The 22,415-nt window shown below is 72.8% G+C and carries 17 protein-coding genes, 1 other RNA gene and 2 pseudogenes; 14 read left to right on the top strand and 6 right to left on the bottom strand.

All coding sequences use genetic code 11. The features are described 5' to 3' along the window. Positions 1–241: 241 nt before the first annotated feature. Positions 242–3,589, bottom strand: coding sequence for an FtsK/SpoIIIE domain-containing protein (locus EST54_RS05915; protein WP_129245782.1), 3,348 nt, complete (start codon positions 3,587–3,589; stop codon positions 242–244). Positions 3,590–4,080: 491 nt separating this feature from the next. On the opposite strand from EST54_RS05915, the gene EST54_RS05910 reads away from it, so the two are divergent. From EST54_RS05910 to EST54_RS05895, 4 genes are all read left to right on the top strand, one after another. Further along, entirely contained in the window at positions 4,081–5,712 is a 1,632-nt protein-coding gene (locus tag EST54_RS05910) for a serine/threonine-protein kinase (RefSeq protein WP_129245742.1), read from the top strand. 196 nt (positions 5,713–5,908) lie between these two features. After that, positions 5,909–7,216 (top strand): serine/threonine protein kinase, encoded by a 1,308-nt coding sequence (locus EST54_RS05905; RefSeq protein ID WP_129245739.1) that lies wholly within the window; start codon positions 5,909–5,911, stop codon positions 7,214–7,216. A gap of 145 nt (positions 7,217–7,361) precedes the next feature. Then, on the top strand, positions 7,362–8,468 hold the full coding sequence (prfB, locus tag EST54_RS05900) for a peptide chain release factor 2 (protein WP_129245737.1): 1,107 nt from the start codon (positions 7,362–7,364) through the stop codon (positions 8,466–8,468). Between the two features lie 323 nt (positions 8,469–8,791). Beyond that, positions 8,792–9,646: a hypothetical protein gene (locus tag EST54_RS05895; RefSeq protein WP_129245735.1), complete on the top strand. Its 855-nt coding sequence runs from the start codon at positions 8,792–8,794 to the stop codon at positions 9,644–9,646. Between the two features lie 123 nt (positions 9,647–9,769). Here the strand turns inward: EST54_RS05895 and EST54_RS05890 are convergent, their stop codons facing one another. Then, a complete protein-coding gene (locus EST54_RS05890) occupies positions 9,770–9,964 on the bottom strand; it encodes a hypothetical protein (RefSeq protein WP_129245732.1) in 195 nt (64 codons plus the stop codon). A gap of 273 nt (positions 9,965–10,237) precedes the next feature. On the opposite strand from EST54_RS05890, the gene ftsE reads away from it, so the two are divergent. The 5 genes from ftsE (at position 10,238) to ssrA (ending at position 14,150) form a co-directional block, all read left to right on the top strand. After that, positions 10,238–10,927: a cell division ATP-binding protein FtsE gene (ftsE, locus tag EST54_RS05885; protein ID WP_018091242.1), complete on the top strand. Its 690-nt coding sequence runs from the start codon at positions 10,238–10,240 to the stop codon at positions 10,925–10,927. A 9-nt stretch (positions 10,928–10,936) separates the two neighbouring features. Next, the gene (ftsX, locus tag EST54_RS05880) at positions 10,937–11,848 is read left to right on the top strand and encodes a permease-like cell division protein FtsX (protein ID WP_129245731.1); all 912 of its coding nucleotides are present in this window, start codon (positions 10,937–10,939) and stop codon (positions 11,846–11,848) included. 68 nt (positions 11,849–11,916) lie between these two features. Further along, positions 11,917–13,137 (top strand): S41 family peptidase, encoded by a 1,221-nt coding sequence (locus EST54_RS05875; protein ID WP_129245729.1) that lies wholly within the window; start codon positions 11,917–11,919, stop codon positions 13,135–13,137. A gap of 18 nt (positions 13,138–13,155) precedes the next feature. Beyond that, positions 13,156–13,656, top strand: coding sequence for an SsrA-binding protein SmpB (gene smpB, locus EST54_RS05870; protein WP_129245727.1), 501 nt, complete (start codon positions 13,156–13,158; stop codon positions 13,654–13,656). A gap of 124 nt (positions 13,657–13,780) precedes the next feature. Further along, positions 13,781–14,150, top strand: a transfer-messenger RNA (tmRNA) gene (gene ssrA / locus EST54_RS05865). Positions 14,151–14,364: 214 nt separating this feature from the next. Here the strand turns inward: ssrA and EST54_RS05860 are convergent. After that, positions 14,365–14,892: pseudogene (locus EST54_RS05860) on the bottom strand (MFS transporter); the annotation flags it as partial. Positions 14,893–15,040: 148 nt separating this feature from the next. On the opposite strand from EST54_RS05860, the gene EST54_RS05855 reads away from it, so the two are divergent. Both EST54_RS05855 and EST54_RS05850 read left to right on the top strand, forming a co-directional pair. After that, a complete protein-coding gene (locus tag EST54_RS05855) occupies positions 15,041–16,015 on the top strand; it encodes a LysR family transcriptional regulator (RefSeq protein WP_129245725.1) in 975 nt (324 codons plus the stop codon). Between the two features lie 92 nt (positions 16,016–16,107). Next, positions 16,108–16,671: a DUF4232 domain-containing protein gene (locus EST54_RS05850; RefSeq protein WP_244942446.1), complete on the top strand. Its 564-nt coding sequence runs from the start codon at positions 16,108–16,110 to the stop codon at positions 16,669–16,671. Positions 16,672–16,677: 6 nt separating this feature from the next. On the opposite strand, the gene EST54_RS05845 is transcribed toward EST54_RS05850, so the two are convergent. After that, the gene (locus tag EST54_RS05845) at positions 16,678–16,998 is read right to left on the bottom strand and encodes a DUF397 domain-containing protein (RefSeq protein WP_129245723.1); all 321 of its coding nucleotides are present in this window, start codon (positions 16,996–16,998) and stop codon (positions 16,678–16,680) included. Further along, complete coding sequence (locus EST54_RS05840) at positions 16,995–17,780, bottom strand: helix-turn-helix domain-containing protein (protein ID WP_129245721.1); 786 nt, start codon at positions 17,778–17,780, stop codon at positions 16,995–16,997. The genes EST54_RS05845 and EST54_RS05840 overlap by 4 nt, the downstream gene beginning before the upstream one ends. A 336-nt stretch (positions 17,781–18,116) precedes the next feature. Here EST54_RS05840 and EST54_RS05835 point away from each other — a divergent pair, with 336 nt between their 5' ends. Further along, positions 18,117–19,568: a nitrate/nitrite transporter gene (locus EST54_RS05835; RefSeq protein WP_239013243.1), complete on the top strand. Its 1,452-nt coding sequence runs from the start codon at positions 18,117–18,119 to the stop codon at positions 19,566–19,568. 210 nt (positions 19,569–19,778) lie between these two features. Continuing rightward, positions 19,779–20,969 carry a uroporphyrinogen-III synthase gene (locus tag EST54_RS05830; protein WP_129245719.1) on the top strand — a complete coding sequence of 397 codons (1,191 nt, stop codon included), beginning with the start codon at positions 19,779–19,781 and terminating at the stop codon, positions 20,967–20,969. Positions 20,970–21,023: 54 nt separating this feature from the next. Here EST54_RS05830 and EST54_RS05825 read toward each other — a convergent pair. Beyond that, positions 21,024–21,443: pseudogene (locus tag EST54_RS05825) on the bottom strand (methyltransferase); the annotation flags it as partial. A gap of 273 nt (positions 21,444–21,716) precedes the next feature. Here EST54_RS05825 and EST54_RS05820 point away from each other — a divergent pair. Further along, positions 21,717–22,349, top strand: coding sequence for a CGNR zinc finger domain-containing protein (locus EST54_RS05820; RefSeq protein WP_129245718.1), 633 nt, complete (start codon positions 21,717–21,719; stop codon positions 22,347–22,349). Positions 22,350–22,415: the final 66 nt, after the last annotated feature.

Below are 22,415 nucleotides of genomic sequence, written 5' to 3'. Positions count from 1 at the left end.
CTGCGCCTGCCGTGCCGGGTGCGAAGGGAGCGCCGTGTCACGTCGTGCCGCGGCGTCCCTGCGGTGCCGTTCGCGTCGTGCCGAGCGGTGGTGCGGTGTCGCGCTGCGCCTCGTCGTGCGGGTCGGTGTGCGACAGTCCTACGCCCCGGCCGCGGGGTCCGCAATACCGCGTTCCGCGTCAACTGACCTTTCGTGACGGTGGTGTTACGGACGGCGGTCGGGTTTCACGGCAGGTCGGGGCTCACAGTAGGGGTGGGGCGGCCGCGGCACCCGAGGACTGTGCGGCCCGCTGGAGCGCGCTGGCCAGCAGCGCCAGGTCCGTCGGACCGTTGCCCAGCTCGCGCAGCGGCCGCCGGGCCGGCGGGTCGCCCATCCGCGCCCACTCCAGGGGGACGACCGTCGGCCGGAGGGTGGACGTCCGGGGTATCCGCCCGGTCACCCGGCCCGCCTGGAACGGCGTCGAGGAGCCGTCCGCCACGCGGTGCAGCCGGCCGCGGCCGGGGGGCACCGGCTCGGACGCACCGTCGGAGGCGCCCAACTGCACCCGCAGACCGGCCCGTTCACTCGTCGCCGTCTCGGCCGTACGGTCCGGATGGCCGGTCGCGGCTATCAGATGGACCCCGAGCGCCGCCCCGTCCCGGGCCACCGCCTCCAGGGCCCGCACGACCGAACCGGCGGCCGGCCGGCCCATGCTGCCCAGCGCCGGCGCCACCAGCGCGTCGAAGTCGTCGACCAGCACGAACAGCCGCGGCATCGGCACCGCCGCCGGCGCACCGTCCGCCGCGGGTGCCCCGCTGCGCGCCCGCAGCCGCAGCGTCCCGGTCGTCGACGGGTCCGCGTCACCGGCCGCCGATCCGCTGGTGCCCTCGGTCGTCCGCCGCGGGGCGACGACCCGCGGCGCCGGCAGATGCCGGCTGCGCCACTCGGCGAACGGGGTGCCGCCGAGTATCTCCGTGCGCCGCTTCAGCTCGGAGGACAGCGCCTGGGCGAACTCCCGCATCCGGACCGGCTCCGAGGCCGCGAGATACGTCGTGACGTGCGGCAGGTCCGTACACACCCGCAGCCCCTCACCGCGCTCGCTGCCCCCGCCGTCCACCAGTACCAGCGACAGCAGGTCCGGACGGTCGGCGGCCGCCAGCGAGGCCGTCAGCGCCCGCAGCAGCTCGGTCTTGCCGGTGGCCGTCGCGCCCGCCACGAGCAGATGCGCGCCGTCGGCGGCGAGATCGGCGCCCAGCGGGCCGTGCGGACCGGCGCCGAGCACCGCGACGGCGCCCGCCCGGTCGGTGTCCAGCGCGGCGGCCCAACGGGCCATCAGGGACGCCGGGGTGGCGCGGGCCAGCCCCAACTCGTCCAGCAGCCGCGCCGCATCCGGCAGCGGGACGGCCGCACGGGGAACCGCGGCACCCCCGGCCGGCGCACCGTCCTCGCGCAGCGGCGCCAGCGCCCGGGCGAACCGCTCGGCCCAGGCACCGGAGACCGCGTCCACCGTCGCGACCGTGCCATTGGGGCCGGAGCCCGGCTGGACGACGCGCAGCGCCGTGGCGACATCGCCGCTGAGCACCGCGACCGCCCCGCACTCCCCGAAGGCGGGGGACGCCGCCCGGGCCGCCTCGTACGTCGCGGACAGCGGGAACGCGGGGGAGGCGGCCGGGGTCTCGGCCAGACACAGCAGATGGATACCGGCCGCCGGGCCGCCCGACGCGAGCCGGGCGGTGGTCTCGCGCAGCGCGGCGGAGCCGGGGTCGCCGTCCACGATCACCAGGGTGAACGGGCCCTGATGGCGGGCCGCGGCGGCGGCGGTCTCCGCTCGCCCGGCGTCGGCCCAGCCGGGACCCAGCGGGCCGTCGTCGAGCCGGCGCACCAGCTCGGACGTACGGGCCGCGGCCTGCTCCTTGTCGTACGCCAGCAGCAGCCGGCAGTCCTGGCCGTGGGCCGGGCGGACGTGCGGCAGCCAGCCGAGCCAGGACCATTCGGCCACCCGCTCCTCGGCGGAGCGCGCCCGGTCCGCGCTGATCAGCACGATGTCGAGGGTGCCGGGGGAGTGCAGCGCGGCGAGCTGGGCGAGGGTGCAGCGGGCCAGCCCGGTCAGCCGGGCCCGCGGTCCGGCCAGCCCCAGCGAGCCGGCCCGGCGCAGCCCGACGGTCACCGGCGCCGCGGCCCGGCCGCCGCTGCGGGCGGCCGTTCCCAGCCGGACGGTCAGCGCGTCGGGGTGGTCGGGGCCGCGCTCCCAGAGCCGGGGGCCCGGGCCCAGGGCGGTGAGCAGGATCGCGGCGGCGTCCGGCCACCGCTCGTCCGCGGCGGGCCCGGACACCTCGTCCGCCGCCCAGGTCTCCCCGGCGTCGTCCGCGGGGGCCGCCGGGTCGCCGGCCGGCGGGTACGCCACCGGGAGGGTCTCGGGCCGCTCCACGGCGGGCCGGCCGCCGGCCAGCCGCCGCGCCCAGGCGCCGATACCGCCCCGCCGCCCGCCCTTACGGGAGGACTCCTCGGCCGGCACGAGCGCCTGCTGCCCGCCGTGCGTGGGGTCCTGCACCCCGCCGGGGAAGCCGTCGGCGCGCGGGGCGCCGAAGCCGTCGGTCCGGGCGCCGTCGTCGGTGCGGTCGTAGACCTGGCCGCCGGAGAGATCCGGGAAGGGGGCGGCCGCGGGAGCCCGCCAGGCGCCCGGGCCGGGGTCCGGCGCGCCGTGCCACGACTGGTCGCCGCCGGCCGGGGTGCCGCGCAGCGGGGTGTCCCGCCGCCCCTTCTCCGCCGCCGGGCGGGTCGGCGGTACGGGAGCGGAGGCGGCTGCCGGGCGGTCGTACCCGGCTCCCGCATACGCCCCGCCGGCCGCGGCGGTGGCTCCCTGCGGACCCGGTGCCGCTCCGTGGCCTCCGCCTCCGCCGGCCGCCGCCGGTCCTGCTGCGGAAGCGCTCGCGCCGGCCGCCCCCGGGGCGATCCGCAGCTGTCCCTCGCCGTCCGGCGCGGTCGCCAGGGCCGGGTCCGGGGCGCCGGGCGCGGACTGCAGGCGCAGCGCGGACTCGCCGATCCGCAGCAGCGCGCCGGGCCGCAGCGGCGCGGGCTGTTCGCCGAGGTCGGCGCCGTCCACGGCCGTGCCGTTCGTGGAGCGCAGGTCGGCCACGGTCACCGCGCCGTCGGGCCCGACCGTCACGGCGCAGTGCAGCCGGGAGACATCGGGGTCGTCGAGCGGGACATCGGCGTCGGCGGAGCGGCCGATGCGGATCTGGCCGCCGTGCAGCAGATGCACGCCGCCGGCATCGGGGCCGGAGACGACGCGCAGCCGCGCGGAGCCGTGCGGCAGGCCGTGCGCCGGGGAGGGGCCGGGGTTCTGGAGGGAGAGCACCGCGCCGTCGATCAGCGGGGGCTCGCCGAGCGCCGCCCGCTGCGGATCGAGCCGCTCGGTCCCGGCATACAGCACCACGGGGGCGCTGCTGCCGCCCGCGCCGCCGACATCCGCACCGGAGCCCGCCACGGAGGCCGCGAGCGAGCCGGCCACCGCCGCCAGCGCGGTCCCGGCGGGGGCCGTCACGAGCACGTCGCAGGCCCGAGTGGTGTGGCCGCTGCGCGGCCCGAGGACGGTCAGCCGGATCTGCATCGCCGTCAACGGTCCCTTCTGCCGGGATCCGCAGGGGGTCCGCTCATCCCCCCACCGCACCCGGGCACGTCGGCACGGACAAGTCCCAAGTGCACGGCGCGACAAAGACCGCCCGCCCCCACCGCATCGTGCTGGGTGCATCCTCGCACCTGGCACTGACAACACGCCCGCCGACCGCCGTTCAGTGATCTTGATTGGTCTTCTAAGGGCGAAAAAGTGCCTGCTTGCGTGCCGTGCCCGGCCGGAATTCGACCGGCGTGGTCAGCTCGGAACGGTTCCCGGCCCGGACGTGCGGGCGGTGTGCGCACCGGCCGGCGGCGGCGGGCAACCATCCGCCGCGAAGGTGCGTCTTTCCCACAAGCCTGTACCGGGCCGTCCGGACCGAAAAGATTGTGCGACGGCACTACAGTGGGTCGGACGGCCGTGCGGAGGCGAACCATCCGATCCGGCGGGCCAGGCAACGAGAACCACACGACCAGGGAGCGCATGACGTGCGGCCGGTAGGCAGCAAGTACCTGCTCGAGGAACCGCTGGGACGCGGCGCCACGGGCACCGTCTGGCGTGCCCGCCAGCGGGAGACGGCGGGCGCCGAGGCCGCCGTGGCAGGAGAGCCCGGTGAGACGGTCGCGATCAAGGTCCTCAAGGAGGAGCTGGCGCACGACGCGGACGTGGTGATGCGCTTCCTGCGGGAGCGCTCCGTCCTGCTGCGCCTGGCCCACCCCAACATCGTCCGCACCCGCGACCTCGTCGTCGAGGGCGATCTGCTGGCCCTGGTCATGGACCTGGTCGACGGCCCCGACCTGCACCGCTACCTCCGCGACAACGGCCCCTTCAGCCCGGTGGCCGCCGCCCTGCTCACCGCCCAGATCGCCGACGCGCTGGCCGCCAGCCACGCCGACGGCGTGGTGCACCGCGACCTCAAGCCCGCCAACGTCCTGCTCGCCGGGTCGGACGGCAGCGGCGAGATGCACCCGATGCTGACCGACTTCGGCATCGCCCGCCTCGCCGACTCCCCGGGCCTGACCCGCACTCATGAATTCGTCGGGACCCCCGCGTACGTGGCCCCGGAGTCCGCCGAGGGCCGCCCGCAGACCTCCGCCGTGGACATCTACGGCGCCGGGATCCTGCTGTACGAACTCGTCACCGGCCGGCCGCCGTTCGCCGGGGCGACCGCCCTGGAGGTGCTGCACCGTCACCTCAGCGAGGAGCCGCGCCGTCCCAGCACGCTCCCCGAGCCGCTGTGGACGGTGATACAGCGCTGCCTGAGCAAGCGCCCCGAGGAGCGGCCCAGTGCCGAGAACCTCGCGCGGGCACTGCGCGCCGTCGCGTCCGGCATCGGGCCGCACGCCTCCCCGGCGCAGGCCGAGGCCGCGCTGGGCGTGGCCGCGCTGCTCGCCCCCGACCCCGCGCCCGCGACCGTCCCCGGGACGGGCGGCGACGGCGGGACCGGCGGCGGCGACGCCGACCCCACCCAGGTGCTCCCGTCCGGTGCCGGTTCCTACGACCCGGCCGCGGCGACCAGCGTGCTGCCGTCCACCGGCGGCCAGGGCGGCCAGGGCGCCCCCGGCGGGCAGGGCGACCCGACCCGTGCGATGCCGCCGATGCCCATGGGCGCACCGGCCGGCGGACCGCAGAATCCCGACGGGCCCCATCCGTGGGAGTCCCAGATGCGGGCCGCCCGCGACCGCAACGAGCAGACCCAGGTGCAGTATCTGGATCCCACCGAGGATCCGCTGCGCCGCCGTCCGCAGCGCCAGCCCGCCCCCCAGCGGCCGCAGCAGCCCCCCTACCGGCAGCAGCCGGCGCCCTACCAGCAGCAGCCGCAGGCGCCGCAGCGCCGTCAGGAGCCGCCGCCGCAGCGCTATGAACCACAGCGGCCGCCCGCCCGGGAGCCCCGGCCCCGGCGCGAGCCCCGCCCGCGCAGCGCCAACCCGATGAAGATCCCGGGCCTGGGCTGCCTCAAGGGGTGTCTGTTCACGATCATTCTGCTGTTCGTGGCGGCCTGGCTGATCTGGGAGCTCACCCCGCTCCAGGAGTGGATCGGCACGACCAGGGGATTCTTCTCACAGATCGGCCACGTCTTCACCAGCGTGCAGCACTTCGTGCAGAAACTCGGCGGCTGACGCCGGCCGCCCGCGGGGGATGCCGCGGGCGGCACCGAACCCACTCAGTGGATTTGTCGACTTCTGACGGGCAATTTCGCCCGGAGAAGTGAAGGTTGCCGCCGTACGGGGCACGAACTCCCCTGGCATCCGCGTAGCTTTGACGCCAACCTCAGCCCTCGCAGGACGCTCGGGGGCCCGACACGTCGGAGCAGTCTTGGCACGGAAGATCGGCAGCCGGTACACCGCCCACCAGATCCTGGGGCGCGGCAGTGCCGGCACGGTATGGCTGGGCGAGGGTCCCGAAGGGGCCGTGGCCATCAAGCTGTTGCGTGAGGATCTCGCGGCCGACCAGGAGCTCGTCGGCCGCTTCGTCCAGGAGCGGGCGGCTCTGCTGGGCCTGGCCGACCCGCATGTCGTCGGCGTCCGCGACCTCGTCGTCGACGGCAACGACCTGGCGCTGGTCATGGAGCTCGTACGCGGCACCGACCTGCGCACCCGGCTGGAGCGCGAGCGCCGGCTGGCCCCCGCGGCGGCCGTCGCGATCGCCGCCGACGTCGCCGACGGGCTCGCCGCCGCGCACGCCGCCCGGATCGTGCACCGCGACGTCAAGCCCGAGAACGTCCTGCTGGACATGCAGGGACCGCTCGGCCCCGGCGGCGCGCACCCCGCGCTGCTCACCGACTTCGGCATCGCCCGGCTCGTCGACGTGCCGCGCCGCCTCCCCCAGACCCCGGCCGGGGGGAGCACCGTCCCGCTGCGCTCGACCAAGGTCATCGGCACCCCCGACTACCTCGCCCCGGAGATCATCGAGGGCCTGCCGCCCCGCGCCTCCGTGGACGTCTACGCCCTGGCGACCGTCCTGTACGAGCTGCTCGCCGGGTTCACGCCGTTCGGCGGCGGCCACCCCGGGGCGGTCCTGCGCCGCCATGTGACCGAGAGCGTGGCGCCGCTGCCCGGGATCCCCGACGAGCTGTGGCAGCTGCTGCTGCAGTGTCTGGCCAAGGCGCCGGCGTCCCGGCTGCGCGCCCCCGAGCTCGCCGCCCGGCTGCGCGAGCTGCTGCCCTCTCTGGCGGGCATGCCGCCGCTGGACATCGACGAGCCGGAGGACGAGCAGCCGGAGGACGCCCCGGAGAGCGCCGCCGGGACCCGTGACGAGGCGTTCCCCCCGCCGGCGGCATCGGGCGAGGCCACCCCGCCGCGGGGCGCCGTCCCGCTCGTCCAGGGCACGGCCCCCGACTCCAACCGGGACACCCACACCAGCATGCGGGTCCCGGGCCCGGACGAGCTGGCGGGCGGCGCCCACGGCACCGCCCGCGCCCCGCGCGCCACCGGCGAGCGCCGGGCGGGCTCGGCCCGGCACCGCGCCTCGCCGGAGGCGGTGCGCCGCCGCCGGATCAGGCTCGGCGCGGCCGCCGCCGCGTTGGTCGTGGCGGCCGGCCTGGGCGGCTGGCTCGCCTCGGGCGACGACGACGCGGGCGACGCCACACCGGGCGTCCACCAGTCCGGACCCGACGCCCCGTGACGGCGCCGGGGGCGCGCCGGGCCCGGCGGTGAGCGGCCGGACGGACGGCGCGGCACCCCTTCCCGGCCCGGTGCGGGCGGCTCCCGGCAGGTTCGACCTGTCGGGGCCGGGTCACGCGGACGGTGGCAGCCGTTAGGCTGGGTGCGTGGCAGTCGTGGATGTATCCGAAGAGCTGAAGTCCCTCTCCTCGACCATGGGGTCGATCGAGGCCGTGCTGGACCTCGACAAGATGAGGGCCGATGTCGCCGTGCTTGAGGAGCAGGCAGCGGCGCCGTCCCTGTGGGACGACCCGGAGAGTGCCCAGAAGGTCACCAGCCGGCTGTCGTACCTCCAGGGCCAGCTGCGCCGGGCCGAGCAGCTGCGCGGCCGCGTCGACGATCTCGAAGTGCTCTTCGAGCTCGCCGAGGCCGAGGACGACGAGGACACCCGCGCCGAGGCCGAGGCCGAGCTGACAGAGGTCCGCAAGGCCGTGGAGGAGATGGAGGTCCGCACCCTCCTGTCCGGCGAGTACGACTCCCGTGAGGCGGTCGTCAACATCCGCGCCGAGGCCGGTGGCGTGGACGCCGCCGACTTCGCCGAGAAGCTCCAGCGCATGTATCTGCGCTGGGCCGAGCGGCACGGCTACAAGACCGAGCTCTACGAGACCTCGTACGCGGAAGAGGCCGGCATCAAGTCGACCACCTTCGCCGTGCAGGTGCCGTACGCCTACGGCACGCTCTCCGTCGAGCAGGGCACGCACCGCCTGGTGCGGATCTCGCCGTTCGACAACCAGGGCCGCCGCCAGACGTCGTTCGCCGGCGTCGAGGTGCTGCCCGTCGTCGAGCAGACCGACCACATCGAGATCGACGAGTCCGAGCTGCGGGTGGACGTCTACCGCTCCTCAGGACCCGGCGGCCAGGGCGTCAACACCACCGACTCCGCGGTCCGGCTGACGCACATCCCCACCGGCATCGTCGTCTCCTGCCAGAACGAGCGCTCGCAGATCCAGAACAAGGCGACCGCGATGAACGTCCTCCAGGCCAAGCTCCTTGAGCGCCGCCGCCAGGAGGAGCAGGCGAAGATGGACGCACTCAAGGGCGACGGCGGCAACTCCTGGGGCAACCAGATGCGTTCGTACGTCCTGCACCCGTACCAGATGGTCAAGGACCTGCGGACGGAGTTCGAGGTCGGCAACCCCACCGCGGTGCTGGACGGCGACATCGACGGCTTCTTGGAGGCCGGGATCCGCTGGCGCAAGCAGCAGGAGAAGTAACGGGCCCGGCCCGGATCTGAGCATCGAACAACTGCCTCCCTCGGGGAGGCAGTTGTTTTTGCTGTGGCGGTTTGGTCACAGTCGTATGTCCATGTACCGCCCAACTCTTGCCAATTCGGACGCCGGGACTTTATTCGGCCTTGACGATGATGGTCGAACTGGGAAGGGTGAGCGCGGCATGCGTATGTCATGGGGCGCGTGGTGCAACGGGGAGATGAGGGGCCGGCAGCTGTGCTGCGGCCGTGACTCGCGTACCCCCATCGGCTCGTCGCCCCGTACAGCGGTGCTCCAATGACGAGTTCAGCTACTGGGGGTAGCAGTACATGACGAAGAAGACGCGGCTGCGCGTAGCGCGCATTGCGGCCGGTGCGGTGATCGCGGCCGGTGCGTCGCTCACCGCGGCCGGCGCGGCTTCCGCGGCCAGCCCGGGTGAGACCCCGGGCCAGGACGGCGGCATCATCGGCGGCATCATCGGCGGCGTCATCGGCGGAGGCGACTCCGGCGGCGACAGCAGCGGTACGACCGGTGGCGGCGACGCCACCGGTGGTGAGATCGGCGGCGACGCCACCGGCGGCGAGATCGGTGGCGACACGACCACCGGCGGTGAGATCGGCGGTGACACCACCACCGGCGGCGAGACCACGGGTTCCACCACTACGGGTGGTGACACCACCACGGGTGGTGACACGACCGGTGGCGACACCACGGGTACCACCACCGGTTCCACCACGGGCGGTGACACCACCACCGGTGGCCAGACGACCGGCGGTGACACCACGGGTTCCACCACGGGTGGCCACAGCACGGGCGGCCAGACGACCGGCGGTGACACCACGGGTGGTCACGGCACGGGTGGCGGCCAGAGCACCGGTGGCGACAGCACCGGTGGTCACGGCAACGGCGGTGGCGGCAACAGCGGTGGCGGCGACTCCACCGGCACCGGCACCGACAACGAGGGCTCCAAGCCGATCGAGCAGCCCGGCCAGGGCAAGGAGCAGATCGCTGACACGCCCGGCCAGGCGAAGCAGCAGGCCAAGGGCGGGGAGCTGGCCGAGACCGGTTCCTCCGGCACGACCGTCCTGCTCATCGGTGCGGCGACGATGATCGCGGGCGGCGTGGGCTTCCGTATGCTGCCCCGCCTGATCAACAAGAACGGCGGCGGTGCCGCGGCGGCCTGATGCCGGCGCGGAACAGCTGGAGGGGCCCGGGACGCGGCAGCGTCCCGGGCCCCTCGGCGTTCGTGGTCCCGCCGCCATTCGGGCGGTTGTCCGGGCTGCCGGGCAGGCAGCCGTACACCGGTCTCAGGCGACCTGGTGGAGCAGGACGCCCAGCGCGATCAGCAGGATCATCAGCGCCACCAGCACTGCGGGGCTGAGCTGGGCGAAGATACCGCCCGCCTGCTGCTGAAGCCGTTCTCTGCTCGCCCGGCACACGGGGCAGCGGCCCTCGCTCACAGGGGCCGCGCAGTTGGCGCACACCAGTCGGTCGTACGTCATGCGACCTCCTTCTCCACTGCACCAACGCACCGGAAGGCGCATTGGTTCCCTCTTCCACTGTGCCAGCTCGTCCACGGAACGGCGCGCCCCGGCCGGTGCACGGCTGCCGGGCCGCGGGATTGTGCGCCTTTTGTCCCGTAGGTGCCGTGAGGAAAGGCACCAACCCTCCACGCCGACTGCACCACCCCGTGAGGTTCGCGTATGGTCACGCACACCGACGGGAGCCGCAACTCGGCAACCCGTGCCGCTATCCAGGTCGACCGTGGTGCATCAGTGATCCGATTCGACAACGTCTCCAAGACCTACCCGAAGCAGAACCGTCCTGCACTCAGGGATGTCTCGCTCGAAATCGAGCGCGGCGAATTCGTCTTCCTGGTGGGCTCTTCCGGGTCCGGAAAGTCCACCTTTCTGCGGCTGCTGCTGCGCGAGGAGCGGGCCAGCCACGGCCACGTCCACGTGCTCGGCAAGGACCTCGGCAAGCTCTCCAACTGGAAGGTTCCGCAGATGCGGCGCCAGGTGGGGACCGTCTTCCAGGACTTCCGGCTGCTCCCCAACAAGACCGTCGGGGAAAATGTCGCCTTCGCCCTTGAGGTCATCGGCAAGCCGCGCGGCCAGATCCGCAAGACGGTGCCCGAGGTCCTCGAACTGGTCGGCCTCGGCGGCAAAGAGGACCGTATGCCGGGCGAGCTCTCCGGTGGTGAGCAGCAGCGCGTCGCCATCGCACGGGCCTTCGTCAACCGTCCGATGCTCCTCATCGCGGACGAGCCCACCGGCAACCTCGACCCGCAGACCTCGGTCGGCATCATGAAGCTGCTGGACCGGATCAACCGGACCGGTACGACGGTGGTCATGGCCACCCACGACCAGCAGATCGTCGACCAGATGCGCAAGCGGGTCATGGAACTCGAAAAGGGCCGGCTCGTACGCGACCAGTCGCGCGGCGTGTACGGCTACCAGCACTGAAAGGACGCCATGCGCGCCCAGTTCGTCCTGTCGGAGATCGGCGTCGGTCTCCGCCGAAACCTCACGATGACCTTCGCCGTCATCGTCTCCGTAGCCCTGTCACTGGGCCTGTTCGGCGCCTCGCTGCTGATGCGCGACCAGGTCAGCACGATGAAGGGCTACTGGTACGACAAGGTCAACGTCTCGATCTTCTTCTGCAACAAGAACGACGCCGACTCCGGTGCCAACTGCGCCAAGGGTGCGGCCACCCAGCAGCAGAAGAACGACATCAAGGCCGAGCTGAACCGGCTGCCGCTCGTGCAGAACGTGCAGTACGAGTCCAGTGACCAGGCCTACAAGCACTACAAGGAGCAGTTCGGTGACACCCCCGTCGCCGGACTGGTGACGCCCGACCAGCTGCCGGAGTCCTTCCGCGTCAAGCTCAAGGACCCGACGAAGTTCGCGGTCATCAAGTCGGCGTTCTCCGAGCGGCCCGGCGTCCAGGAGGTCCAGGACCAACGGGACACCGTCGAACCGCTCTTCAATCTCCTCAACGGCATGAACATCGCCGCCCTCGTCGTGATGGGGCTGATGCTGGTCGTTGCGCTGATGCTGATCGTCAACACCGTACGGGTGTCGGCGTTCAGCCGTCGGCGGGAGACGGGGATCATGCGGCTGGTGGGAGCGTCCAGCTTCTACATCCAGATGCCGTTCATCCTGGAGGCCGCCATTGCGGGGCTGCTGGGCGCCGCCTTCGCCTGCGTGCTGATCGTCGGCGGCAAGTACGTCCTCGTCAACAACTGGCTGGCGAAGAAGATCCAGGTGATCAACTTCATCGGCTGGGACTCGGTCGCCGCGGTCCTCCCGCTGGTCCTTCTGATCGGGCTGCTGATGCCCGCGCTCGCCGCGTTCTTCGCGTTGCGCAAGTACCTCAAGGTGTGAGCTTTGCCAAGGGGCGCCGTACGGTCAACTCGCCGTACGGCGCCCTTTTGTCCCTTAGACTCACCGGCATGTCGGGCCCGTGTTCGTACGACCGGCCTCGCCGCATTCGCCGCGGGGCGGCCCTGACGTTGTTCCTCGCCGGTGTGCTGGCCACCGGTGCCGTGACCGGCACCTGGAGCGATGAGGCGGCCGGCGCCGCGGCACCGACCGCCCCGGACGGCAAGGCCTCCCGGGCGCACGCCCCGGCCTCCGCCTTCGCGGACCGTGAGGCCGTCGAACGCGCCGCCTCCGAGGCCGTCGAGGACGGCAAGTCCGGTGCCCAGGCCGCCGCTGACGTCGTCAGCCGCAGTGGCGACCGCTGGTCGGCGATCTACACACCGGGCCAGTTCGAGGACTTCCAGGAGCAGTTGGGCGGCGCCTATGTCGGCGTCGGGCTCTGGGTGCGGCAGGCGGACGACGGGCGGATCGAGGTGTCCCGGGTCCAGTCCGATTCTCCCGCTGCCCGGGCCGGTATCGCCCGCGGCGACCGGCTGCGCGCCGTCGACGGGCACCCCACCCTGGACACCCCGGTCACCGAGGTCGTCAGCCGGCTGCGCGGGGTGGCCCCCGACGGTTCCCGCGCCTCCGCCGCCGCTGCCGGTACCCCCGTCTCGCTGGACCTCCAGCGCGGCGCCCGCCGGTGGACCGCGACCGTCCACCGCACCCGGCTCAGCTCCCGCAACGTCGTCACCGATCACCCCGACGGGGTCCACGGCCCGACCCGCGTCAAGGTCGGCGCGTTCGCGAAGGGCACCGGTAAGGCGGTCCGCCGTGCGGTGCGCCACGCCTCCCCCCGGCACGGTCTGCTGCTCGATCTGCGCGGCAACACCGGCGGTCTGGTCACCGAGGCCGTCACCACCGCCTCCGCCTTCCTGGACGGCGGCCTGGTCGCGACCTACGACGTGCGCGGCAGCCAGCGGGCCCTGTACGCCGAGCGCGGCGGCAACACCCGGGTGCCGCTGGTCGTCCTCGTCGACGGCGGCACGATGAGCGCCGCCGAGCTGCTGGCCGGCGCGCTCCAGGACCGCGGACGGGCGGTCGTGGTCGGTTCCCCGACCTTCGGCAAGGGCTCGGTGCAGATGCCCAGCAGGCTGCCGGACGGCTCGGTCGCCGAGCTGACCGTCGGCCATTACCGCACCCCGTCCGGCCGGACCGTCGACGACGCGGGGATCACCCCCGACCTGGTCGTCGGGCACGGCGCCGAGAAACGGGCCCGCACGGTATTGAGTGGCCTCGGGGGCGGTGCGTAGTGCGAAAATGGCGACACTATGAGCAAGCAGACTAAGGACAAGGGCAAGGATCCCGGGCGCAAGCTCGTGGCGCAGCACAAGAAGGCGCGGCACGACTACCACATTCTGGACACCTATGAGTGTGGCCTGGTGCTGACCGGCACCGAGGTGAAGTCGCTGCGGCAGGGCCGGGCCTCGCTGGTGGACGGATTCGTCCAGATCGACGGCAATGAGGCCTGGCTGCACAACGTACATATCCCGGAATACACCCAGGGCACCTGGACGAACCACGCGGCCCGGCGCAAGCGGAAGCTGCTGATGCACCGCGCCGAGATCGACAAGCTGGAGTCCAAGAGCCAGGAGTCGGGGCACACCATCGTGCCGCTGGCCCTCTATTTCAAGGACGGCCGGGCGAAGGTCGAGATCGCGCTGGCCAAGGGCAAGAAGGAGTACGACAAGCGGCAGACGCTGCGGGAGCAGCAGGACCGCCGGGAGACGGACCGGGCGATCTCGGCGGCGCGGCGGCGGCAGCGGGCCTGAGGAGCCCCCGCGGCCCGGGCCCCGTCGCCGCTGCCACGGAATACGCTGGCAACGGCATGCGTTGTTCACGTACGATGGCTCCGCACCCCACGAGGGGTGTGGCACCACCTTGATAAATCAACATGGGGATGATCGGTTTCGACAGCGGATGTCGAAGCAGGGGAAGCGAGTCGAGGAAGCGGCAATGATCTCGTTAACCATATGTCGCAACCAATAATCGCCAACACCAAGCGCGATTCCTTCGCCCTCGCTGCCTAAGTAGCGACTTGCGAAGTGTCAGCCCGGGGATGTTCCCGACCCGGATCCTGGCATCAGCTAGGGAACTAAACTTCTAGGTCCGGTCACGGGGCCCAGAAGGAAATCAAACAGTGACTGAGCCCGTCGGAGACTTGTTCGCGTGATCTCCGGGGCCGAGAAAATCGCAGCGAACTGCACTCGGAGAAGCCCTGATTCTGCACCGTTGGACGCGGGTTCGATTCCCGCCATCTCCACTCATCCCATGTAGAGCAGCGGCCCGTGAGATTCTCGCGGGCCGCTGCTTTGTGTACGGACGGTCACGCCGGGTGCCGCCCCGCTCACGCCCGGTGCCGGAGCGAGGCGCACAGCGCCAGGGCGGCGGCCGCGGCCGGGACCGCATACCCGAGGCCGGGCCCGGTGAGCCGCTCCACGGCCCAGCCGCCGGTGGCGGAGCCGGCCGCGATACCCGCCGGCCGGGTCGTCCCGGAGGAGATGGGCCCAGCGGGCACGGGAGAGCCCGCCGGTGTTGGGGGTGGTGGCGGTCGCGGCGTACGAGGCGAAGAGCGTCCAGTCGGGTGCTCCGTAGTGGACGCAGAGCAGCAGCGAGAGCGAGCCGAGGACGGCGAGTGCGGTGGCCGGGACGGCGGCACGGGCCTGGCCGTGCCGGTCGATCAGCCGCGCGGTCCACGGCCCGGCCAGCGCCGTTGCCGCCAGCCCGGTCGCGGTGACCGCCCCGGCCAGCGCGTACGAGCCGCGCGAGCCCGCGATCATCAGCACCGCGCTGACGCTGAGCATGCCCATGGGCAGCCGGGCCAGGAGGTTGGCGGCGGTGAAGGCGCGGGTGCCGGGGTGGGCGAAGATCCGGCGGTAGGGCGCCGGCAGGCGGAGTCCGCTGCGCCGCGTGGCCGGGCGTACGGGCCGCGGGGCGGGGCGTACGGGCCGTGGGGCCGGGCGTACGGGCGGGGCGGTCACGGGCCGGGCGGCGAGGAAGAGGATCATGCCTCTACGGTCGCGGCCGCGCCCGGGGCCCGTCCAACACCTGATCAGCGCCCATTGACGCATCTGAGTTGTCAATGGGCGGCGGGCGGCAGGCGGTTGGTGGCGGGCGGCGGATGGTGGCACCCGGCGGCACTGCCAGGATGGCCCGATGCCGTACGACATCGATCCGCGCCTGCTCCGCGCGTTCACCGCCGTCGCCGAGGCGCTGCACTTCACCCGTGCCGCCGCCGGGCTGCACGTCGCCCAGCAGGCGCTCAGCCGCGACATCCGGCGGCTGGAGCGGGAGGTGGGCGCCACGCTGTTCGTCCGCAGCACCCGGCAGGTCGCCCTGACTCCGGACGGGCAGCGGTTGTTGCCGTACGCGCGGCGGGTGCTGAGCGCGCACGACGAGCTGGCCGCGGCGTTCCGGCCGGCCCCCGAGCGGCCGCTGCTGGTGGACGTGCGGGCCCCGGTCGGCACCGCGCACCGGCTGCTGGCGGCGGCCCGGGAGCGGGTGGCGGACAGCGTGGAGCTGGTCGCCCGGTTCCACAGCGGGCTGGCGGGGGCGGCGTCCGAGGTGGCGGACGGCCGGCTCGATGTCTCCTTCGGCCGGATCGCCGCGCTGCCGGCCGCTGTCCGGGCGCGGCTGAGCCATCAGCCGGTCCGGCTGGAGCGGATGGCGGTGCTGCTGCCCGAGGAACACCCGCTGGCCGCCCGGCCGGTGGTCCCGCTCGCGCGGCTGGCCGGCGAGACGCTCTACGCGGGTGCCGGCAATCCGCGCACCGCCGAGTGGACGGAGCTGGCCGCGCGGCTCTTCGAGGGGCGCGGCATCGCGATGGCCGCGCCGTTCCCGGAGATCGAGGGCTCGCAGGAATTCGTCCGGGTGGTGCGCAAGCGGGGGTGGTCGGTGCTGGCGAGCGAGGAGTTCATCGAGGTGCCGGGGATGGTGCTGCGGCCGCTCGTGGAGCCGGTACCGCTGTCGCCCGTCTCGATGGTGTGGCGGCGGGGGCTGCGGCATCCGGGGCTGGACGCCCTGCGGGCGGCCGCCCGCGAACGGGCCGCGCGGCACGGCTGGCTCGCGCCGCCCGACGACGCATGGTGGCTCCCCGAGACGGACGCGCGGACGATGGGCATCGCTGCCTGACGCCCCGACATGATGTAAGAGGCAGCGAAAACGTACGGCAGGCCCAGGCAACCCCGGGCGCCCGGAAGCTTTCCTTAACGGCAGGGAAGTGTGTGAGCAACGAACAGGGGAAATCCGTGCAACGGCGTTCACTTCTTGCGACGGTGGCGGCCGCGCTGATCTTCAGTGTGACGGCCGGCCTGGCCCTGACCGGCTGCGGCTCTCCGCGGATGGCGGCCCTGCACGCCAACTGCACCACCAAGGGCCTGCGGTGGAAGCTCACCGTCCTGAAGAAGAAGCCGCACACCCCGCACCGCGACGCCCGGCTGTCCGTCGTCAACACGGGCGACAAGCCCTGTGTGTTCCGCGGGTTCCCGGCCTTCGAGGTCCACCTCGGCAAGGGGCCGGAGTCCGATGCCCAGGGGCACGGCCGGATCATGCCGATAGACCTGCGACGCGGCGGGACGGTCGTGACCAGCCTGCGCTACAAGGACTGCCGCAAGGGCGCGGCGTCGGACCCCTTCATGATCAGCAACGATGTCGCCGTGGTGTCCGCGCCGCGCGATTACCCGGGCCGGCGGGCGGTCGAGGTCCGCGACGAGGCGGGCAAGCGCCAGGCGATGAACGTCTGCGCGGCCTCGATATGGATGGGCGCGCCGTACGAAGCGGCCGAGTAGCCCCGGTTACGGGGCAGTTGTGGCGGCAGCGGAGCGTGCGGCGAACGAGGTGAACGCGGCCCAGGCACCCGGCGCGAAGTCGAGGTGCGGGCCCTGGGGGTCCTTGGAGTCGCGGACGTGGATGGTGGTGGGGTGGGCGGCCACTTCGAGGCAGTTGCCGCCTTCGTCGCTGCTGTGGCTGGACTTGTGCCAGTCGTAGGCGACTTCGAGGCAGGCCCCGCCTTCGTCGCCGCTGTAGCTGGACTTGTGCCAGTCGTAAGCCACTTCGAGGCAGTTGCCGCCTTCGTCGCCGCTGTAGCTGGACTTGAACCATGTCAGATGGGTCATCGCTCTCCTAGCAGCCGGTCCAGCAGACCCATGGTCTCTTCGGCGTTGAGGGCCTGCATTCGCAGCATTCCATATTTCTGGGTGAGGATGCTGACCTCATCGGGGTCCGATGTCAGCTCGCTGCTGCGTTGCGCCTCGGTATAGGCGAAGTGCTGATGGTCGGCGGTTTCCAGCAGGACGAACGGTCCGTTGAGACCGGCGTGATGCTCGCGGTTCAGCGGCAGGATCTGCAGCGATACGCCGGTGAGTTCCGCGCACTCCCGCAGGTGGACGAGTTGGGCCCGCATGACCTCGCGGCCCCCGAGGTTGCTCCGCACAATGGCTTCGGAGAAGACGAAGCTGGCGGTGACTGCGCCTTTCCCGTGCAGGATTTGCTGGCGCTCCAGTCGTGCGGTGACGCGTTGCTCGACGGTCTCGTCGCTGAGCCCCGGGATATTGCTGCGGAACGTGGCGAGTGCGTAGTCCCCGGTCTGGAGCAGGCCGGGGAGGACACCGTGCTCGTACCAAGAGAGCGAGACGGCCTCCTGTTCAAAGGCGATGAAATCCTCCGCCCAGATCGGATACTTCTCCTTCCGCGGCAGCTTCGTGACGCCCGCCGCCAGCGCCCCTCCCGTGCGCAGGAGTTGGTCGAATTCGGAGGCGAGGTGCGGCATCAGAGCGCGCCTGCCCTGTTCGATGGAGGCGATGGTCTCCTCGGACGCAGTGGTCCGTTCCCCGAGGCCACGCTGGGTGAGACCGGCATTGATGCGGAACAGCGCCAGTTGTGCGCCGATGACTTCCATGGCTGCGGAGTGCCGGTTCCTGGGCTTCATTCGCGGCTGCATGGCCTTCCACTCCCCGTGGTCGGACGTCTGTGACCGTGTGTGCGCCCGTACTCACCAGGAGTACGGGTCCGACTGGTGGAGCAGCGTAGTTACGCAGCGCGACGGTCGACGCGGGAATGCGGGGATCCCCTTCGATGGGGGACCCCTTCCGTCCGGTCGAGGAGTGGTCCCCGCCTCACCACCCCCCGCCCCACCACGTGAGTGCAAGGTTTCGTCCGCGTCACCGGGCGGCACGGTACGGAAATCCGCCGTCCCTAGCGTCGGGGAGCAGGACCTGACCCCTTGGGAGGCGCGATGACGGCCGAGGCCGCGGAGACCCGTAGTAACAGCCCCGATGACACGACCGCCGAGAGCCGTGGCGACAGCCGTACCGACGGCCGTGTGCGGCGCGGCGGGCGGTGGATCGAGCACTGGGACCCCGAGGACGAGACCTTCTGGGCCGAGACGGGGGAGCGGATCGCCCGGCGGAACCTGGTGTTCTCCGTGCTCTGTGAGCACATCGGGTTCTCCGTCTGGAGCCTGTGGTCGGTGATGGTGCTGTTCATGGGGCCGGAGTACGGGATCGACCCGGCCGGGAAGTTCTTCCTGGTGGCGATGCCGACGCTGGTGGGCGCGGTGCTGCGGGTGCCGTACACCTTCGCGGTGGCGCGGTTCGGCGGCCGCAACTGGACGGTGCTGAGCGCGCTGCTGCTGCTGGTGCCGGCCTCGGTGGCCGCGGTGGTGATCGAACCGGGCACCTCGTACAGCACGTTCCTGCTGGTCGCGGCGCTCGCGGGGGTCGGCGGCGGGAACTTCGCCTCGTCGATGACGAACATCAACTCCTTCTTCCCGCTGCGGAAGAAGGGGTACGCACTGGGGCTCAACGCCGGTGGCGGCAACATCGGGGTGCCGGTGATCCAGCTGCTGGGGCTGCTGGTGATCGGGACGGCGGGGGCCGCGCAGCCACGGCTTGTGCTGGCCGTCTACCTGCCGCTGATCGTGCTCGCGGCGGTGCTCGCGGCGCTGTTCATGGACAATCTCGCGCCGGTGACGAACGACACCGGCGCGGCCGTCGACGCCGCCCGGGAACCGCACACCTGGGTGATGTCCCTCCTCTACATCGGCACCTTCGGGTCGTTCATCGGCTACAGCTTCGCCTTCGGCCTGGTGCTGCAGAGCCAGTTCGCGCGCACGCCACTCCAGGCGGCGTCGCTGACCTTCATCGGGCCGCTGCTGGGCTCGCTGATCCGGCCGGTCGGCGGGCGGCTGGCGGACCGGTTCGGCGGCGCCCGGATCACGCTGGGCACCTTCGCGGCGATGGCCCTGGCCACCGGGGTGGTGATCGGGGCGTCGGCGATGAAGTCGCTGCCGGTGTTCCTCGTCGGGTTCATCTCGCTGTTCGTGCTGTCGGGGCTCGGCAACGGTTCCACGTACAAGATGATCCCGGGGATCTTCCAGGCCCTGGCGCTGGGTCGCGGGCTGGCGGGGGAGGCGGCCGCGGCGTACGGGCGGCGGCTGTCGGGCGCGGCGATGGGGCTGATCGGGGCGGTGGGCGCGGTCGGCGGGCTGGCCATCAACCTCGCCTTCCGGCAGTCGTTCCTGACGACCGGCTCGGGCACGCCCGCGTTCGTGTCGTTCCTGGTCTGTTACGGGGTGTGCGGCGCGGTGACCTGGGCCGTATACCTGCGGCCCGCGGCGCGCGAGCGGCGTACGGCGCAGGTCCCGGCCGCGGACGGGGAGCCGCGCCCGGTGTACGCGGAGGTGTGAGCGGCGGTCCGGGGCGCGGGGGCGGCCGCAGGGAGGTCCCCGCGGCCGCCCCCGCGCGACGCCTCGTAACCGCGGGGAAATACTGGAGGACCGGAGCTGTCACGTGCCGTTGGCACGCTGGGCACTCGGCACCGTGTGCCGCCCGAGCCGCGGCGGTACGGGTACGGGCGCCGGACGGCAGCACACCACTCTGGGCGAAGCGGGACGACCATGTACGAGCAGCAGCAGGAACACGGTGAGCAGGAGCAGACGGCGTCGGCGTCGGCACCGGCCGTCCGGCCGCTGGACGGGTTCACCGTCGGCGTGACGGCGGCCCGGCGGGCGGAGGAACTGGGCGCCCTGCTGGAACGGCGCGGCGCACAGGTGCTGCATGCGCCCGCCCTGCGCATCGTCCCGCTCCCGGACGACACCGAGCTGCTCGCGGTGACCCGGGACCTCATCGGCCACCCGCCGGACGTCGTCGTGGCCACCACCGCCATCGGCTTCCGCGGCTGGGTGGAGGCCGCGGAGGGGTGGGGGCTGGGCGAGGCGCTGCTGGACCGGCTGACCGGGGTGGAGCTGCTGGCGCGCGGGCCCAAGGTGCGCGGCGCGATCCGGGCCGCCGGGCTGACCGAGAAGTGGTCCCCGGCCTCCGAGTCGATGGCCGAGGTGCTGGACCGGCTGCTGGCGGAGGGCGTCTCCGGGCGCCGGGTGGCGGTCCAGCTGCACGGGGAGCCGCTGCCGGGGTTCGTCGAGGCGCTGCGGGCCGGCGGGGCGGAGGTCATCGGCGTCCCCGTGTACCGCTGGATGCCGCCGGAGGACATCGGTCCGGTCGACCGGCTGCTGGACGCGGTGCTCGCGCGCGGCCTGGACGCGGTGACCTTCACCAGCGCGCCGGCCGCCGCGTCGCTGCTGCGCCGGGCGGGGGAGCGCGGGATCCGCGAGGAGGTGCTGGCCGCGCTGCGGCAGGAGGTGCTGACGGTGTGCGTGGGACCGGTGACCGCGATCCCTCTTGAGGCGGAGGACATCCCCACCCTGCAACCGGAGCGCTTCCGGCTCGGCCCGCTCGTGCAGCTGCTGTGCCGCGAACTCCCGTCCCGGGTACGGCCGTTGCCGGTGGCCGGGCAGCGGCTGGAGATCCGCGGGCACGCCGTGGTGGTGGACGGCGCGCTGCGTCCGGTGCCGCCGGCCGGGATGGCGCTGCTGCGCACACTGGCCCGCCGGCCCGGCTGGGTGGTCTCCCGCGCGGACCTGCTGCGCGCCCTGCCGGGCGCGGGCAGCGACGAGCACGCGGTGGAGACCGCGATGGCCCGGCTGCGGGTGGCGCTGGGCGCGCCCAAGCTGATCCAGACGGTGGTCAAGCGCGGCTACCGGCTGTCGCTCGACCCGCATGCGGACACGGACAAGTACAGCGGGGAGTAGCGGCCGCGCGGAGCTGGGGCGGTCCGGCGGATCGGGGGCGACAGGCCCTACGCCCTACGCCGGGTTGTTCACACGGATCTTGGACTGGCCGTGCGGCCGCTTCTCCCAGTCCGCCATGAAGCGCGCCTCCAGGCCGTGCCGGCGGGCCAGCTCCAGCAGGGTCTCGGTCCGGTAGTAGAAGTCCTCGTGCAGCACCTGGTGTTCGGTGCCCTCGGTGCCCTCGGTGCGGTCGAAGGTGAAGTCGAAGAAGCCGCCGGGGGCCAGGATCCGGCCGACGTGGGCCAGGCACTCGTCGATGACCTCGGCCGGCGAGTGCGAGAAGACGCTGTGCGCATGGACGATGTCGAAATGGGCGGACGGCAGGAAGTCCAGCGTCAGGTCCTGGGTGATCGTCAAGTGCGGCAGCTTGTCCTGGAGCCCGTAGGTCGTCAGGGTCCGCTTCGCGGAGATCAGGATGTCCGGCGAGATGTCGATGTCCTGGAGTGGCTGAGGGCGTGGCGACAGGCAGACGGACCGGGACAGACGGGCAGGCGGGCGGACGGGCAGGCAAAAGGCGGGCGGAGCGGAGGGCGAAGGCTCACCGCTCACCCACCACGCACTATACGCAAGATGTATACATGCAGGGTCTACTCGTCGTGTCCAGGTGCGGCCCCGTCACGGAGTGGCTGACTCCGGAGGGTTCCGGCCGGACCGTGCGGCGGGCACTCTGGGGGCACAGGTGTGTGGTCCCTAAGGAGTGACAGGCACATGGCGGTGCATTGCGACCTGCGGTTCGACTGCGGGCGGATCTGCCTGGACCTGGCGGCCACGGCAGAAGGCGCCCCCGCCGAACGGCTCACCGGCCCCGAGGAGTTGCGGGCCTGGCTGGTCGGCGCCGGCCTGGTGCCGCACGGCACCCCGCTGGACGGTGTCGACGGCCGCTGGCTCGGCCGCTTCCGCGCGCTGCGGGAGCTGCTGCGCCGGGTGGTGCACGACGAGCTGCGGGGCCGGGCGGCCGACGCCGATCTGGCGCTGCTCAACTCCGCGGCCGGGGCCGGGGTACCGCCCGCCGTATGTGCCGTACGGACCGCGGACGGCGCCCTGGCCCGTACGCTCCCCGGCCCGCCCGACTGTGCCGGGCTGCTGGCCGCGGTGGCCCGGGACGCGATCGGGCTGCTGACCGACACCGGGGCCCGCCGGCAGCTCCGGCAGTGCGAGGGCGAGAGCTGCACGCTGGTCTACCTGGACACCTCCCGTGGCCGGCGCCGCCGTTGGTGCTCCAGCGAGGTGTGCGGCAACCGGGAGCGGGTGGCGCGGCACCGCCGGCGTACGACGGTGCGCAGGGAGCAGGGCGGAAGCGCCGGTCAGGGGCCCGTGCCCACTGAGCAGGTTTCCACCTGACGTTGCTGGTCACGGGGCTGGCGTGCGGCGGGGGTGGGGATCTCGTACCGGTCGGCACGTGTCCGG

Source organism: Streptomyces sioyaensis (genome assembly GCF_004122735.1).
GTDB classification, from domain to species: domain Bacteria; phylum Actinomycetota; class Actinomycetes; order Streptomycetales; family Streptomycetaceae; genus Streptomyces; species Streptomyces sioyaensis.
This window is presented reverse-complemented; position numbering and strand designations above follow the sequence as displayed.

What these genes read in the sequence shown, in the direction of transcription:
- EST54_RS05915 (WP_129245782.1), bottom strand. Translation starts at nt 3,589, where the DNA reads ATGCAGATCCGGCTGACCGTCCTCGGGCCGCGCAGCGGCCACACCACT.
- EST54_RS05895 (WP_129245735.1), top strand. Translation starts at nt 8,792, where the DNA reads ATGACGAAGAAGACGCGGCTGCGCGTAGCGCGCATTGCGGCCGGTGCG.
- EST54_RS05890 (WP_129245732.1), bottom strand. Translation starts at nt 9,964, where the DNA reads ATGACGTACGACCGACTGGTGTGCGCCAACTGCGCGGCCCCTGTGAGC.
- ftsX (WP_129245731.1), top strand. Translation starts at nt 10,937, where the DNA reads ATGCGCGCCCAGTTCGTCCTGTCGGAGATCGGCGTCGGTCTCCGCCGA.
- EST54_RS05875 (WP_129245729.1), top strand. Translation starts at nt 11,917, where the DNA reads ATGTCGGGCCCGTGTTCGTACGACCGGCCTCGCCGCATTCGCCGCGGG.
- smpB (WP_129245727.1), top strand. Translation starts at nt 13,156, where the DNA reads ATGAGCAAGCAGACTAAGGACAAGGGCAAGGATCCCGGGCGCAAGCTC.
- EST54_RS05855 (WP_129245725.1), top strand. Translation starts at nt 15,041, where the DNA reads ATGCCGTACGACATCGATCCGCGCCTGCTCCGCGCGTTCACCGCCGTC.
- EST54_RS05845 (WP_129245723.1), bottom strand. Translation starts at nt 16,998, where the DNA reads ATGACCCATCTGACATGGTTCAAGTCCAGCTACAGCGGCGACGAAGGC.
- EST54_RS05840 (WP_129245721.1), bottom strand. Translation starts at nt 17,780, where the DNA reads ATGGAAGTCATCGGCGCACAACTGGCGCTGTTCCGCATCAATGCCGGT.
- EST54_RS05835 (WP_239013243.1), top strand. Translation starts at nt 18,117, where the DNA reads ATGACGGCCGAGGCCGCGGAGACCCGTAGTAACAGCCCCGATGACACG.
- EST54_RS05830 (WP_129245719.1), top strand. Translation starts at nt 19,779, where the DNA reads ATGTACGAGCAGCAGCAGGAACACGGTGAGCAGGAGCAGACGGCGTCG.
- EST54_RS05820 (WP_129245718.1), top strand. Translation starts at nt 21,717, where the DNA reads ATGGCGGTGCATTGCGACCTGCGGTTCGACTGCGGGCGGATCTGCCTG.